Origin of the sequence: Kitasatospora sp. NBC_00315 (genome assembly GCF_041435095.1) — a bacterium.
In the GTDB taxonomy this organism is placed as follows: domain Bacteria; phylum Actinomycetota; class Actinomycetes; order Streptomycetales; family Streptomycetaceae; genus Kitasatospora.
In genome coordinates this window covers 6,298,656-6,311,784 of the sequence record NZ_CP108025.1, presented here as the reverse complement: position 1 = coordinate 6,311,784, position 13,129 = coordinate 6,298,656, and the positions used below count along the sequence as shown (strand labels likewise).

The following is a 13,129-nucleotide window of genomic DNA, read 5'->3' as shown; positions in this document are numbered from 1 at the left end:
GGGAGCCCGGTCAGCCCGCCTGGCGGCGCTGGCGGCCCGTGCCGTAGTTGGAGCCGGTCTTCGAGCCGGAGCCGGGCTTGGAGCCGACGCTGGCCTTGCCGGAGAAGCCGGCCGCGGTGTGGGTCGCGCCGCCACCGGTGGTGCCCATCCGCTGCTTGGGACGGCGACGGCGGGCGTTGCCGTTGATGTCGACGTCGGCGGGCAGCGCGGAGCGCGGGCCGGAGGTGCGCCGGCGCGGGGCGCTGGTGGCAGCGGCCGGGGCCTGGGAGATCGGCACGGCCAGGGCGACCGCGATGCCGGAGGGCGTGCGGGCACCGGTGATCCGGGCCAGCTCGGCGTCGCCGGGCCGGACCTTGGTGGTGGTCGGGCGGATGCCGGCGGTGGTCATCAGGCGGCTGACCTCGCGGCGCTGCTCGGGGAGCACCAGGGTCACCACCGTGCCGGACTCGCCGGCCCGGGCGGTACGGCCGCCGCGGTGCAGGTAGTCCTTGTGGTCGATCGGCGGGTCGACGTTCACGACCAGGTCGAGACCGTCGATGTGGATGCCGCGGGCGGCGACGTTGGTGGCGATCAGCGCGGAGACGTGGCCCTCGCGGAACTGGTCCAGCGTGCGGTTGCGCTGCGGCTGGGACTTCCCGCCGTGCAGGGCGGCGGCCTTCACGCCGGTGGCCAGCAGCTGCTTGGCGAGGCGGTCGGCGCCGTGCTTGGTGTGCACGAACATGATCACCCGGCCCTCGCGGGCGGCGATGTGCGCGGTGGCGGAGGCCTTGTCGGTCGCGTCGATCTGCAGGACGTGGTGGTCCATGGTGGTCACCGCGCCGGCCGACGGGTCGACCGAGTGCGTCACCGGGTCGGTCAGGAAGCGGCGGACCAGGCGGTCCACGTTGCGGTCCAGCGTGGCGGAGAACAGCATCCGCTGCCCGCCCTCGGCGACCTGCTCCAGCAGCTTGGTGACCTGCGGCAGGAAGCCCATGTCGGCCATCTGGTCGGCCTCGTCGAGGACGGTGACGGCGACGTCGTCCAGCCGGACGTCCTGGCGGTTGATCAGGTCGTCGAGGCGGCCGGGAGTGGCCACCAGCACCTCGGCGCCCCGGCGCAGCGCGTTCGCCTGCCGGGTGATCGACATACCGCCGACGACGGTGGCGATCCGCAGGTTCACCGCGGTCGCGTACGGGGTGAGGGCGTCCGTGACCTGCTGGGCCAGCTCGCGGGTCGGGACCAGGACCAGGGCCAGCGGGCGGCGCGCGTCGGCGCGCTTGCCGGCCGTCCGGGCGAGGATCGACAGGCCGAAGGCGAGGGTCTTGCCGGAGCCGGTACGGCCGCGGCCCAGCACGTCGCGCCCGGCGATCGCGTCCGGCAGCGTGGCCGACTGGATCGGGAAGGGCTCGGTGACACCCTCGCGGGTCAGTGCGGAGAGCAGGCCCTTGGGCATCTCCAGCTCGGCGAAGGTCGCCGCCGGCGGGCGGGCCGGGGTGCCCTCGACGACGGCGAAGTCGGCGGGCGCCTCGACGGCGCGCTCGCGGGGGGCGGCGCCGCGGCCGCGGCCACGGCCGCCGTTGTTGGCGGCGCCGGCGCCGCGCAGGCCGCCACCGCTGGTGCCGCTGCGGCGCTGGGCGTCACTGAAGCCGCCGCTGCTGCTCGCGTTGCCGCCCGTGCGGGGGCGGCCGCGGCCGGCCTGGCCTGCTGCGGCGCCCTGGGTGCGGCCGCCGGTGCTGCGGTTGCGCTGCGGGCGTGACTGATCGGTCATGTGGTGATGTTCCGTCCTGATACGGCCGACTGCCACGGCTGTGCCGTGGTGGCGGACCTTGGGGGTACCCCCCGCGGAGGCTGGGGGTAGGGCCCCCAGCGGGGAGCTGGGGAAGGTCGGCCGTCAGGAGAGGAATGAACCACTGCCGCCCCGGCCGTTCGGCGGCATGCACGAGGGCCCGCACCGTGCGGTACGGGCCCTCGCTTCGCGACTCGCGAGTCAGCTCGGAGGCTGGACTCAGATGACGCGGATGTTCTCGGCCTGCGGGCCCTTCTGGCCCTGGGTGACGTCGAACTCGACCTTCTGGCCCTCGACCAGCTCACGGAAACCGTTCGCCTGGATGTTCGAGTAGTGGGCGAACACGTCAGCGCCGCCGCCGTCCTGCTCGATGAAGCCGAAGCCCTTTTCGCTGTTGAACCACTTCACGGTGCCGGTAGCCATAACCGTCTCCTCATACTGGGGCATCGGGACCCACACCTCGTGAGCCCCAAAGTAGCCGCGATCCCCATCCGGAGACTGAAACACCGGACAAAACAAATGCGCCTGTTGGTTGGTACCAGCAGGCGCACACAGACGTTCATGGGAACCAAAACTGCAACTGCGTCGACTGTAGCACGGTGCCCAGCGGAATGATCGAGTGATTTTTTGCCGGACACGTCACGTTTGCAGGGCCCACGGCGAGGGCACCCGGCGGCCGCCGAAGCGGCCGCCGGGTGCCCTGTGACCAGGTAGGACCCGGGTCGGGAGGTACGACGCGTCAGCGCCGCCCGGCCGGCTCCGGCGCACCGTGGGTCTCGGCGACCGCGGCCTGGTGGCCGTGGCCCGCGGTGTCTCCGTGCCCCGGCCACCAGGCCGCCCGGCCCAGCAGCGCGGTCAGCGCCGGAGTGAAGAAGAGCGACATCACGAACGCCGCCAGCACGATGCCGAACGCGATCGAGAAGCCCATCTCGCTGAACAGGGTGTTGCCCGCCAGCATCATGGTGGCGAAGGTCGCCGCCAGGATGAAGCCGGCCGCCGCGACGGTCGGACCGCCGTGCCGGATCGCCTCACCCGCCGCCTCGCGGGGGCTGCGGCCCTCGCGGGCCTCCTCCCGCAGGCGGGCGATCATCAGGATGTTGTAGTCGGTACCGATCGCCACCACGAAGAGGTAGATGAAGATCGGCAGCATGAACATCAGACCGGGCTCGCCGCTGAAGTTCTGGAAGACCAGCTTGGTGGCCCCCAGGGTCGCGCCGAAGCCCAGCCCGACCGAGGCCATCAGGTACCACGGCGCGACGACGCTGCGCAGCAGCAGGCCGAGGATCACCATGATCAGCAGTGCGGCGACCGGGAACACCAGCGAGTAGTCGTGCGCCATCGCGGTGTTGATGTCCTTGTAGACGGACGTGAGGCCGCCGACGTACGCCTTGGTGCCGGCCGGCGCCTGGGAGTGGGCCGTGTCGCGCAGGCCCGCGATGGTGCCGATCGCCTTGTTGCTGGCCGGGGCGTCCTTGAGCAGGACGGTGAAGTCGGCGGTGGAGCCGTCCTTGCTGAGCCCGTTCTTGGGCAGCGAGGCGGAGGCGACGCCGTCGACCGCGCCGAGCTTGGCCGCGTAGGCGTCCAGCGCGGCGGTGTCGAGCTTGGCGCCGTCCTGGGTGGTGGTCAGGTAGACGTGGCTCGGGTCGGCCGCGCCGGCCGAGAACGCCGTCATCAGCCTGTCCTGGACGACCATCGACTCCTTGCTCTTCGGCATGGAGCTGCCGGCCAGGTCGAAGGTGCCCTTGTAGCCGACCACCGAGAGGGCCAGCGCCAGCATGACCACGCCGGAGCCGAGAACCGCGACCAGCGGGCGACGGCTGACCGCCTTGCCGATGGCGGCGAAGCGGGCGCCCTTGGGCTCCAGCTTCCAGGCCTTGGAGGGCCAGAACAGCACCCTCTCCGGGATCAGGGAGAGGATCGCGGGCACCAGGGTGACCGACGCCAGGGCGGTGACGGCGACCGCGATGGCCAGCGACGGGCCGAGCGCCTTGAACAGGCCGAGGCTGGAGAGCACCAGCACCGCGAAGGCCACCACGACGGCGCCGGCGGCGGAGGCGATCGCCTCGCCGACCCGGCCGACCGCGTTGACCACGGCGGTCTTGCGGTCCTCGCCGGCCCGCAACCGCTCTCGGTAGCGGAACATCAGGAAGAGGAAGTAGTCGGTGCCGACTCCGAACAGCACCACGATCAGGATCGCCGACATGGAGGCGTCGGACTTGAGCCCGAAGAGCTTGCTCGCGTCGGCGATCAGGCCGTTGGCGACCATCGAGTAGACGAAGATCGACAGGATCGGCAGCAGGGCGATGATCGGGCTGCGGAAGATGATCCCCAGGGTGAGCAGGATGATCACCACCGTGCCGCCGCCGATCAGGGCGTTGGCCAGCGCGGAGGAGTCCTTCTGGTCCAGGTTCATCGCGGCCTGGCCGCCGACCTGGAACTTCAGCGGGGTGCCCGCGGTCAGGTCGGCGCCGTCCGTACGGAGCGCCTTGGCGGCGTCGCCGTACTCCGGGGACTGCATCTTCGTCTTGTCGATGGCGACCATCGACAGCGCGTACTTGCCGTCCTTGGACATCGACTGGTCGCTGACCGGGATGATCTGCTCGACCAGCGCGATGTGCTTGTCGGTGAGGCCCTGGACCACCTTGTCCATGGTGGCCTTGTCCGCGTCGTCCAGCTTTCCGCCGTCGGTGCGCTCGAAGAGCATCAGCGCGCCGGGGGTGAAGCTGGCCGGGAAGGCCTTCTCCTGGAGCATCGAGGCCTGGATGGACTCGTAGTGCTTGGGCAGGAAGGCCGCTTCGTCGGTCTGCGCCGTCAGCGTCGGGGCGGTGCCGATGATCGCGATGGCCGCGACCACCCACGCCGCGATCACCCACCACGCACGGCGTACCACGAATTGTCCGATTCGGTGGAACATGCTCGCTTTGCCTCCTGGGCATGGTTCACCGCAGCCCTGGGGGTGGGACGCCGGGCGACGGTTGAGGACCGATTCGGGAGCGGCCCCGGAGGGTCTTCCTTAGCCGGTCGGCAGGTAAGTGACTGGAGCATCATCCTACGAGCCCTTGCTTGCCGCCCGGCAAGCAGCCCCCGTGGATCCGCCCCTCGGAGCGCCGGCACGGCCGCCCCCGGACCATCCTGCACCGGACGCAGGCCCGCTGACCTCGTGCTCCGGGTGGAGACCCCTCCCCCTCAGGGTGGATCTCGCGCCGTCCCCAAGGAGGAGACCCCCGACGCGTGTCAGGGCGGACAGGTAGGGAAAACCCCACCCCTTCCCCGAGGCGGACCCCCGGGACGACTCCCCCGCCAGCCGGATTCCGGCGAAGTTCCGGTGTTCCTAGTGTCGGTGGTGACGCCGGACCGCATCCCGGCACCGACATCGGCGGCCCGTACCGCCGCACATCCTGGGGGAACCTCCGTGACTACCAAGCAGGACCGCGGGCGGGGGCTCGCCGCCGCCATGGGCGCCTGGAGCGCCAGGCACCGCAAGAGCGCGGTCTTCGGCTGGCTCCTGTTCGTCGTCCTCGCCGCGTACCTCGGCGGCGCCCACGGCAGCACCAAGATCACCGACGCCGAGTCGATGCCGGGCCAGGTCGCCCGCGCCTCCAAGATCCTCGACGAGGCCGGTATCAAGACCCCGGCCGGCGAGAGCGTACTCGTCGGCAGTGCCACGCTGACCGCGGACGACCCGGCCTTCCACGCCGTCGTCGACCAGGTCGTCGCCGCCGTCACCGGCACCGGCAGGACCGCCGACCTGCGCTCCCCGTACGACTCGGGAGCCGTGTCGGCGGACCGCCACTCGGTCCTGGTCCGGTTCACCGTCGAGGGCGACAGCGAGGAGGCGGTCAAGAACGTCCCCGCCGTGCTCGACGCGGTGGCCGCCGTCCAGGCGCGGCACCGCGACCTGACCGTCGACGAACTCGGCGAGGCCAGCTCCGGCAAGTGGGTCTCCGACCAGTTCGCCGACGACTTCCAGCGCGCCGAGTGGACGGCCGTGCCGCTCGCCCTCGGCATCCTGCTGGTCGCCTTCGGCGCCCTGGTCGCCGCCGTGCTGCCGGTGCTGCTCGCACTCACCGCGTTCGTCGCGGCGGGTGGCCTGGTCGCCCTCAGCACCGGGTTCCTGCACACCAGCGACAGTGCCGGCTCCGTGATGCTGCTGGTCGGCCTGGCCGTCGGCGTCGACTACTGCCTCTTCTACCTGCGCCGCGAGCGCGAGGAGCGGGCCGCCGGCCGGGACGCCGAGACCGCCCTTCGGATCGCCGCCGCCACCAGCGGGCGCGCCGTCCTGATCTCCGGCGTCACCGTGGTGGTCGCCATGGCCGGCATGTTCCTCACCGGCGTCGCCGAGTTCCAGGCCATGTCGTACGCCACCATCGTCGTGGTGGTCACCGCCGTGCTCGGCTCGCTCACCGTGCTGCCCGCCCTGCTCTCCCTGCTCGGCGACCGGGTCGAGAAGGGCCGGCTGCCGTTCCTGCACCGCCTGCGCCGCACCACCGCGCCGGCCGACGGCGGCCGGATCTGGAACGCCGTCCTCACCCCGGTGCTGCGCCGCCCGCTGGCCGCGACCGTCCTGGCCGGCGGCCTGCTGCTGGCGGTCGCCGCCCCGCTGGTCACCATGCACACCGCCAACCTGACCTTCCGCCAGCAACTGCCGAAGGGCAACGCCCTGGTCACCACCTCGGAGCGGATCGAGGCGGCCTTCCCCGGCAGCCCCTCCCCCGCCACCGTCGTGATCAAGGCCGCCGACATCGGCTCCCCCGCGATCACCACCGCGATCGCCGACCTCAAGGCGCGGGCGCTGGCGAGCGGCCGGATGCACGGCCCGATCGAGGTCACCGTGCACCCGGAGCAGAACATCGCCACCGTCGACGTCCCGCTCGCGGGCTCCGGCAACGACCGGGCCAGCACCGACGCCCTGCGGACGCTGCGCGGCGAGATCGTGCCGGCCACCCTGCTCAAGGTGCCCGGCACGCAGGCCCCGGTCACCGGCTCCACCGCCGGTTCGTACGACTTCAACCGCCAGATGACGGGCAGCATGCTGCCGGTCTTCGGCTTCGTGGTGCTCTTCGCCTTCCTGCTGATGCTCACCTCGTTCCGCTCGCTCGGCATCGCGTTGACCGCCGTGGTGCTCAACCTGCTCTCGGTCGGCGCGGCGTACGGAGTGCTGACGCTGGTGTTCCAGCACGGTGTCGGGGCCTCGCTGCTGGGCACCGCCGGGGTCGGCGCGGTGGAGAGCTGGGTCCCGCTGTTCCTGTTCGTGATCCTCTTCGGGCTCTCGATGGACTACCACGTCTTCGTGGTCTCCCGGATCAAGGAGAGCCACGACCGCGGCCTGCCGACCCGGGAGGCCGTCGCCCACGGCATCCGCTCCACCGCCGGGGTCGTCACCAGCGCGGCGGTCATCATGGTCGCGGTGTTCGCGGTCTTCGGGACGCTCTCCATGCAGTCCATGAAGCAGATGGGCGTCGGCCTGGCCGTCGCGGTGCTGATCGACGCCACCGTCATCCGCGGGGTGCTGCTGCCCGCCGTGATGACCCTGCTCGGCGAGCGCAACTGGTACCTGCCGCGCTGGCTCGACCGGCTCCCGGACCTCTCGCACACCGAGGCGTTCGAGCCGGTCGCCGACTCCCCGGCGCCCTCGGAGCGGGACGGCGCCCGGCACCGCCGGGTCGGTGTCTGAGCGCACAGCGCCCCGGCCGGGCCCCGCCTCGTGCGGGGCCCGGCCGCGTTCAGCCGGCGATGTGGACGATGAAGTCCGTGCTCGGGTACTCGCCGGGGCGGCCTCCGGCCCGTGCCAGGACCTCGCGCAGCGCCCGGAGCCGGTCGACGCCCAGCTGCAGCGCGGGCTCGTCCGGCTGGTGCGTCGTTCCGCGCGGGTAGTCCTTGCCCGGCGTGGTCGACATCTCGATGTGGCAGCCCAGGACGTGCGTCACCGGGTTGACCGCGCAGAAGGCGAGCAGTCGCTCGACGGTGGCGGCGAACACCGGCGGGTCCTGGACGTAGATCCGTCCCGGGTAGAGCGAGTCCCCGGTGAACAGCAGTCCCGTCCGGCGGTCGTGGAGGACCAGGCCGGCCTCCTGGTGGCCCGGCCCCGGGATCAGGTCGAGCACCCGGCCGCCGAGATCCAGCTCCCCGAGCCGCTCGGGCCAGTGCGCCAGGCCGAACGCCTCGACCACGGCCGCCACCTCGCGCCCGACCACCGTGGTCGCCGCCCGGCCCGCGAACTGGCCGTCTCCCGCCACGTGGTCCCCGTGCCCGTGGGTGTGCGCGACCAGCAGCCCGTACTCCTGCCCGGCTTCGCGCGGGTGGCGCTCCAGCCACCGTGCGACCAGCCCGTCCACCGTCCGCCGCAGCGGGAAGTACCGGGCGTCCTCGGTCGCCCCGGTGTCCAGCAGCAGCGCCCGCTCCGCGCCGAACAGCAGGAACAGGAAGGGGGCCTCGTAGTGGACCGACTTGTTCTGCCGCAGGATCAGGGTGTCCTCGGTGTAGGCGTGCACCTGGATCTCCGGCGCCGGATCGTGCTTCGCGGAGGGCCAGCCGGCGTGCCAGTGGACGTCGAGGTCGCCCGCTGCGGGCGCCGGTGGTTCACCGTGGTGTCGTGTCACGGGGGCACGGTACCCGCGGGCGGCGGCGTACGCGCGCAGGGCGGGGACGGCGCGCAGTACGGGGACGGCGGGCAGGACGGGACGACGTCTCCGGCGCGCCGGGGGTTGTTGCAGCGGTGCCACCGACGGCACGCTCAGGCCGGGACCACGCGCAGGGCGCCCGCACGGCGGCCGGCGAGGCGGGCGAGGGCGGTGACGGTGGCCTCGTCCGCGGGGAGGTGGACGACCAGGCGCAGGTCGTCGTCGGCGGGCAGGTCGAGACTTTCGTACGCGAGGCGCAGCTCGCCCGCCTCTGGGTGCACCAGGCGGGTGACGCCGTTGGGCCTGGGCAGGCCGGGGACGGTGCTCGCGCGGGTGGCAAAGGCGGCGCCCGCCGTGACGGTCAACTCGTCGGCGAGCCGGGCGACATGGGGATCGGCGCGGTAGGGACCCTGCTTCAGGGCGGCGACCTGCTCGTCGGCGGCGTGCTCCCAGTCGGGGAGCGCGGTGCGGGCGCGGGCGTCGGTGAAGACGAAGCGGGCGAGGTTGGGCGGGCCGCCGTCCAGCAGCCCGACCGGCCGCGCGAGCCGTTCGTAGCCCTCGGTCCAGGCGAGGATCTCGCTCAGCCGGTTCAGCAGGACGGCGGCGGCGGGCTCCAGGCTCTCGAGCAGCCTGCGGACGGTCGGGCGCACCGCGCGGGCGGGCAGCGCGCCACCCCGGCAACTGAAGCCCCCTTCGGCCCCCTTGGCGAGGCGGTGCAGGTGGACGCGCTCCCCGACGGTGAGGCCGAGCGCGTCGGCCAGGGCCGCGAGGACCTGGGCGGACGGCCTGCGGTCCCGTCCCTGCTCCAGCCGGGAGAGGTACTCGACGCTGACGCCGGCCAGGGTGGCCAGTTCGGCGCGGCGCAGCCCGGGGGTGCGGCGGCGGGGGCCGGTGGGCAGGCCGACGGCGGCGGGGGTGACGGCTTCGCGGCGGATCCGGAGGAAGAGGCCGAGCTCGTTGTCGCTCACCCCTCGAACCTAGCAGCCGGGGCCGGTCGGATCGTGGCCCTGCCGGTGCCCGTCCCGGCCCGGCCTTCCTACCCCGGTCGGTGCCCGGCAGGTTGGGGGTGCGGCCGCCACGGCCGCCCGGCCGGTCCGGAGTTCGCAGTACGGAGAAGGAGCACAGCCATGTCCGTCGAAAGCACCGACACCCTCGACCTCGCAGTGATCATCGGCAGCGTCCGGGAGGGCCGGTTCGGACCGGTGGTCGCGAACTGGTTCACCGGGCAGGCCGAGCTGCACGGCGGTTTCGCGGTGCACGTCGTCGACCTGGCGGACGTCGAGCTCCCGCTCGAACTGCCGTCGGTGCCGCCCGCACTGCAGCCGGACCTGCTCCGGCCCGCCGGGATGACCGGCCTGACCGAACGACTCGCGGCGGCCGACGCGTTCGTCGTGGTGACGCCGGACTACAACCGGAGCTTCCCGGCGGCGCTGAAGGCCGCGATCGACTGGCACCACACCGAGTGGCGGGCCAAGCCGGTCGGCTTCGTGGGCTACAGCGGTGCGAGCGGCGGGCTGCTGGCGATCGAGCAGCTCCGCCAGGTGTTCGGGGAGTTGCACGCGCACACCGTCCGGGACTACGTGTCCTTCCCCCGCTACTACCAGCTGTTCGGCCCGGACGGCTCGCTCCGGGAGCCGGCGGAGCCGGCCGGTGCGGCGAGGCTGCTGCTGGACCAGCTGCTCTGGTGGGGATCGGTGCTCCGGGAGGCCCGGCTCACCCGCCCCCTCCCCGGCCCCCGCGCGTAGCCGCTGCGACGCCGACGGCCGGTCGGCACGGGCACGGCGGTCGGGCGGGCACGGCGGGCGGGCGGGCACGGCGGGCGGGCGAACCACGGCCCGGCGGGCCGGTCGGACCACGGCTCGGCGGGTGGGTGAAGATGAGGCGACGTCCCCCGCTGAACGGAGCCCGCCCGATGACCGCCTTCGACGAGGGCCGCGCCCGCGCCCTGCTCACCGTGGCCTGCGCCGGGGCCGGGCTGGCCGTACCGGCGCGGGCGCGGCTGATCGCCCTCGGGGAGAACGCCGTGTTCGACCTCGGCGACCCGGCGGTGGTCGCGAAGGTCGGACGCGGCCCCGAGCTGGCCGAACAGGCCCGCCGGGAGCTCACGGTCGCCCACTGGCTGGCCGGCCGGGGCATCCCGGTGGTCCTCCCGTACCGGGACGCGCCGCCGGAGCCGCAGCTCGCCGACGGGCACCCCGTCACCTTCTGGCACCGGCTGGCTCCCGCCGTCCGGCCCGCCCGCCCCGCCGATCTCGCGCCGCTGCTGCGCGCCCTGCACGGGCTCGAGCCGCCGCCGTTCGAGCTCGGAGGGCGGGATCTGCTCGCGCCGGTGGAACGCTGGCTGGCCTCGGCCGAGGGGCACGTCGACCCGGCGGACGTGGCCTTCCTGCGCCGGCGCCGGGACTCCTTCGCCGCCGCCGCGGCCGAGCTGACACCGCATCTGACCCCGGGGGTCGTCCACGGCGACGCACTGCCGCGCAACGTCCACGTCGGCCCCGACGGGCCGGTGCTGCTGGACCTGGAGACCTTCTCGCGGGATCTGCGCGAACACGATCTGGTGGTGCTCGCGCTGAGCCACGACCGGTACGGGGTGCCCGCCGAGGACTACCTCGCCTTCACCTCGGCCTACGGCTGGGACGTGCGCGAGTGGCCCGGGTTCGCCCTGCTGCGCGGCGCGCGGGAGACGGCCAGCGCGTCCTGGGTCGCGCAGCAGGCGCCGGGGAATCCGGCGGCCCTGGCGGAGTTCCGCCGCCGGGTGGCGTCCCTGCGGGACGGCGGGACGGCGGTGCGCTGGTACCCGTTCTGACCCCGTACCCCGAGCGGCGGGTGGCGGGCGACCGGCCGGGCGGGTGGCGGGCGACCGGCCGGGCGGCGGGCGTGGCCGAGCGCGCGGAACCGTGACGACCCGGCGGGCGTCTTGTCGGACAGTCATCCCGGTCGAGGGCGATCGGTAGGACACCAGGAGCCGCTGCGATGCCCGAACTCCCCACCGCCCGGACGCCCGTGCACCTCACCCGGCGCCGCTCCGACCTCGTGCCGGAGCACCTGCCGGAGCCCGGCCGCCGCCCGGCACGGACGAACCGCGCACTGCGGCGCGGCCTGGCGGCGGCTTGCGCCGCCCTGGTGGGTTCGGCGGTGCTGGCCGGCTGCGGCGGCACCGCGCAGGGCGCGCTCCGGCCGCCGACGGCGACCGCTCCGGCGGCGCCCTCCTCCAGCTCGTCGGACCCCTCGGTCTCCTCGGGCCGGTCCGGGCCCGGGACCTCGCCCGGAACGTCGCCCACGCCCTCCGCCCCCGCCTCCGCCTCCGCCACACGCTCCCCCGTCGCGGCGTCGAGCACGCCGGCCCCGGCGGCGGCGGCTCCCCTCGCGGCGACCACCCCCGCCCCGCCTCCCACGGGCGGTGTGTCACCGGCGGTGGTCACCGCCACCGCCTCCGGCGGCCGGAGCGTGGCACTGACCTTCGACGACGGCCCCGGTCCGGCCACCGGACAGATCCTCGACCTGCTGGCGCGGTACGGCGCGAAGGCGACCTTCTGCCAGATCGGCCCGCAGGCCGCCGCCGACCCGGCGACGGTCCGGCGCATCCTGGCCGCGGGCCACCGGCTGTGCGACCACAGCGTGCACCACCCCCAGCCGTTCGCCGCGCTCCCGCCCGACCGGCAGGTGTACGAGATATCCGCCGCCCGGGAGATGATCGTCCGGGCCGGCGGCCCGGGCACCCCGGTCGCCTGGTTCCGGGCGCCGGGCGGCGGCTTCACCGCGGCCAACCAGCAGGTCGCGGCCTCGTACGGGATGCGCCCGCTCGGCTGGACGGTGGACACCCGGGACTGGGCGAAGCCCGGGGTTCCGGCGATCCTGGCCGCCGTCCGGCGGGAGCTGCGGCCCGGCGGGGTGATCCTGATGCACGACGGGGGCGGCGACCGGAGCCAGACCGTCGCGGCCCTGCGGCAGCTGCTCCCGCAGCTGGCCGCCCAGGGCTACACCTTCGACTTTCCCGCCACCTGATCCCGCCGGGCGCCGCCCGGCCGGATCAGCGCAACGGCCAGCGCGGGTCGATCACGGCCTGTGGGTCCTTGCCCTTGCGCAGCCACGCCTCCAGACCCTCGGCCCACTCGCGGTACCAGTCGACCTGACGGCGGTGCAGCTCGGCGAGCGGCAGCTCCGCGACCTCCGCGCGGTAGCGCTCGGCGAGCGCCACCGCGACGCGGACCGCCGCGAGCGCGTCGCTGCCCGCCTCGTGCGCGTCCGTCAGCTCGACCCCGTAGACCTCGCAGACCCGCTGGAGGGTGCGCGAGCCCTTGCGGTACTTGTCGACGGCGCGGTCGATGACCAGGGCGTCCAGCACCGGGGCGACCGGGCCGCCGAGCCGCTCGGCCAGGTCGGGCAGGCCGTGGCGGCGCAGCTCGGCGTCGAGCATGGAGAGGTCGAAGGGGGCGTTGAAGGCGACCACGGGGCGGCCCGCCGCGAGGCGCTCGCAGAGGGCCGCGGCTATCTCCCCGACCCCCTCCTTCGCCGGGCGGCCCTTGCCGCGCGCGAGGTCGTCGCCGATGCCGTGGATGGCCTCGGCCTCGGCGGGGATCGGGACACCGGGATCGAGCAGCCAGTTGGCGGCGCCCTGCCGGCGGCTCCCGACCGTGTCCACGAGGGCGGCCGTGACGATCCGGGACTCGGCCGGGTCGGTACCCGTGGTCTCCAGATCGAAGCCGACCAGTGGCTCCTGCCACCAGCTCATAGGGGTGTGTCC

At 73.9% G+C, this 13,129-nt stretch carries 10 protein-coding genes; 4 read left to right on the top strand and 6 right to left on the bottom strand.

The genetic code is table 11. The features are described from left to right. Positions 1-10 precede the first annotated feature (10 nt). The 3 genes from OG823_RS26290 to OG823_RS26280 all read right to left on the bottom strand — a co-directional run bounded on the left by OG823_RS26290 (position 11) and on the right by OG823_RS26280 (position 4,679). Entirely contained in the window at positions 11-1,747 is a 1,737-nt protein-coding gene (locus OG823_RS26290; RefSeq protein WP_371482356.1) for a DEAD/DEAH box helicase, read from the bottom strand. Between the two features lie 237 nt (positions 1,748-1,984). Next, entirely contained in the window at positions 1,985-2,188 is a 204-nt protein-coding gene (locus OG823_RS26285) for a cold-shock protein (RefSeq protein ID WP_073922031.1), read from the bottom strand. Between the two features lie 316 nt (positions 2,189-2,504). Beyond that, entirely contained in the window at positions 2,505-4,679 is a 2,175-nt protein-coding gene (locus tag OG823_RS26280) for an MMPL family transporter (RefSeq protein ID WP_371482355.1), read from the bottom strand. A 540-nt stretch (positions 4,680-5,219) separates the two neighbouring features. Here OG823_RS26280 and OG823_RS26275 point away from each other — a divergent pair. Further along, positions 5,220-7,439, top strand: coding sequence for an MMPL family transporter (locus OG823_RS26275; protein ID WP_371484662.1), 2,220 nt, complete (start codon positions 5,220-5,222; stop codon positions 7,437-7,439). A gap of 49 nt (positions 7,440-7,488) precedes the next feature. On the opposite strand, the gene OG823_RS26270 is transcribed toward OG823_RS26275, so the two are convergent. Together OG823_RS26270 and OG823_RS26265 are read right to left on the bottom strand one after the other, a co-directional pair. Then, positions 7,489-8,364: an MBL fold metallo-hydrolase gene (locus OG823_RS26270; RefSeq protein ID WP_371482354.1), complete on the bottom strand. Its 876-nt coding sequence runs from the start codon at positions 8,362-8,364 to the stop codon at positions 7,489-7,491. 134 nt (positions 8,365-8,498) lie between these two features. After that, complete coding sequence (locus tag OG823_RS26265) at positions 8,499-9,353, bottom strand: helix-turn-helix domain-containing protein (RefSeq protein WP_371482353.1); 855 nt, start codon at positions 9,351-9,353, stop codon at positions 8,499-8,501. Positions 9,354-9,512: 159 nt separating this feature from the next. Between OG823_RS26265 and OG823_RS26260 the strand changes: the two genes are divergently transcribed. From OG823_RS26260 to OG823_RS26250, 3 genes are all read left to right on the top strand, one after another. Further along, positions 9,513-10,130 (top strand): NADPH-dependent FMN reductase, encoded by a 618-nt coding sequence (locus tag OG823_RS26260; protein WP_371482352.1) that lies wholly within the window; start codon positions 9,513-9,515, stop codon positions 10,128-10,130. A gap of 167 nt (positions 10,131-10,297) precedes the next feature. Next, positions 10,298-11,191 (top strand): phosphotransferase enzyme family protein, encoded by an 894-nt coding sequence (locus OG823_RS26255; RefSeq protein ID WP_371482350.1) that lies wholly within the window; start codon positions 10,298-10,300, stop codon positions 11,189-11,191. A 167-nt stretch (positions 11,192-11,358) separates the two neighbouring features. Then, a complete protein-coding gene (locus tag OG823_RS26250; RefSeq protein ID WP_371482348.1) occupies positions 11,359-12,390 on the top strand; it encodes a polysaccharide deacetylase family protein in 1,032 nt (343 codons plus the stop codon). A gap of 25 nt (positions 12,391-12,415) precedes the next feature. Here OG823_RS26250 and OG823_RS26245 read toward each other — a convergent pair whose 3' ends face one another. Then, the gene (locus OG823_RS26245) at positions 12,416-13,117 is read right to left on the bottom strand and encodes an exonuclease domain-containing protein (RefSeq protein ID WP_371482347.1); all 702 of its coding nucleotides are present in this window, start codon (positions 13,115-13,117) and stop codon (positions 12,416-12,418) included. Positions 13,118-13,129: the final 12 nt, after the last annotated feature.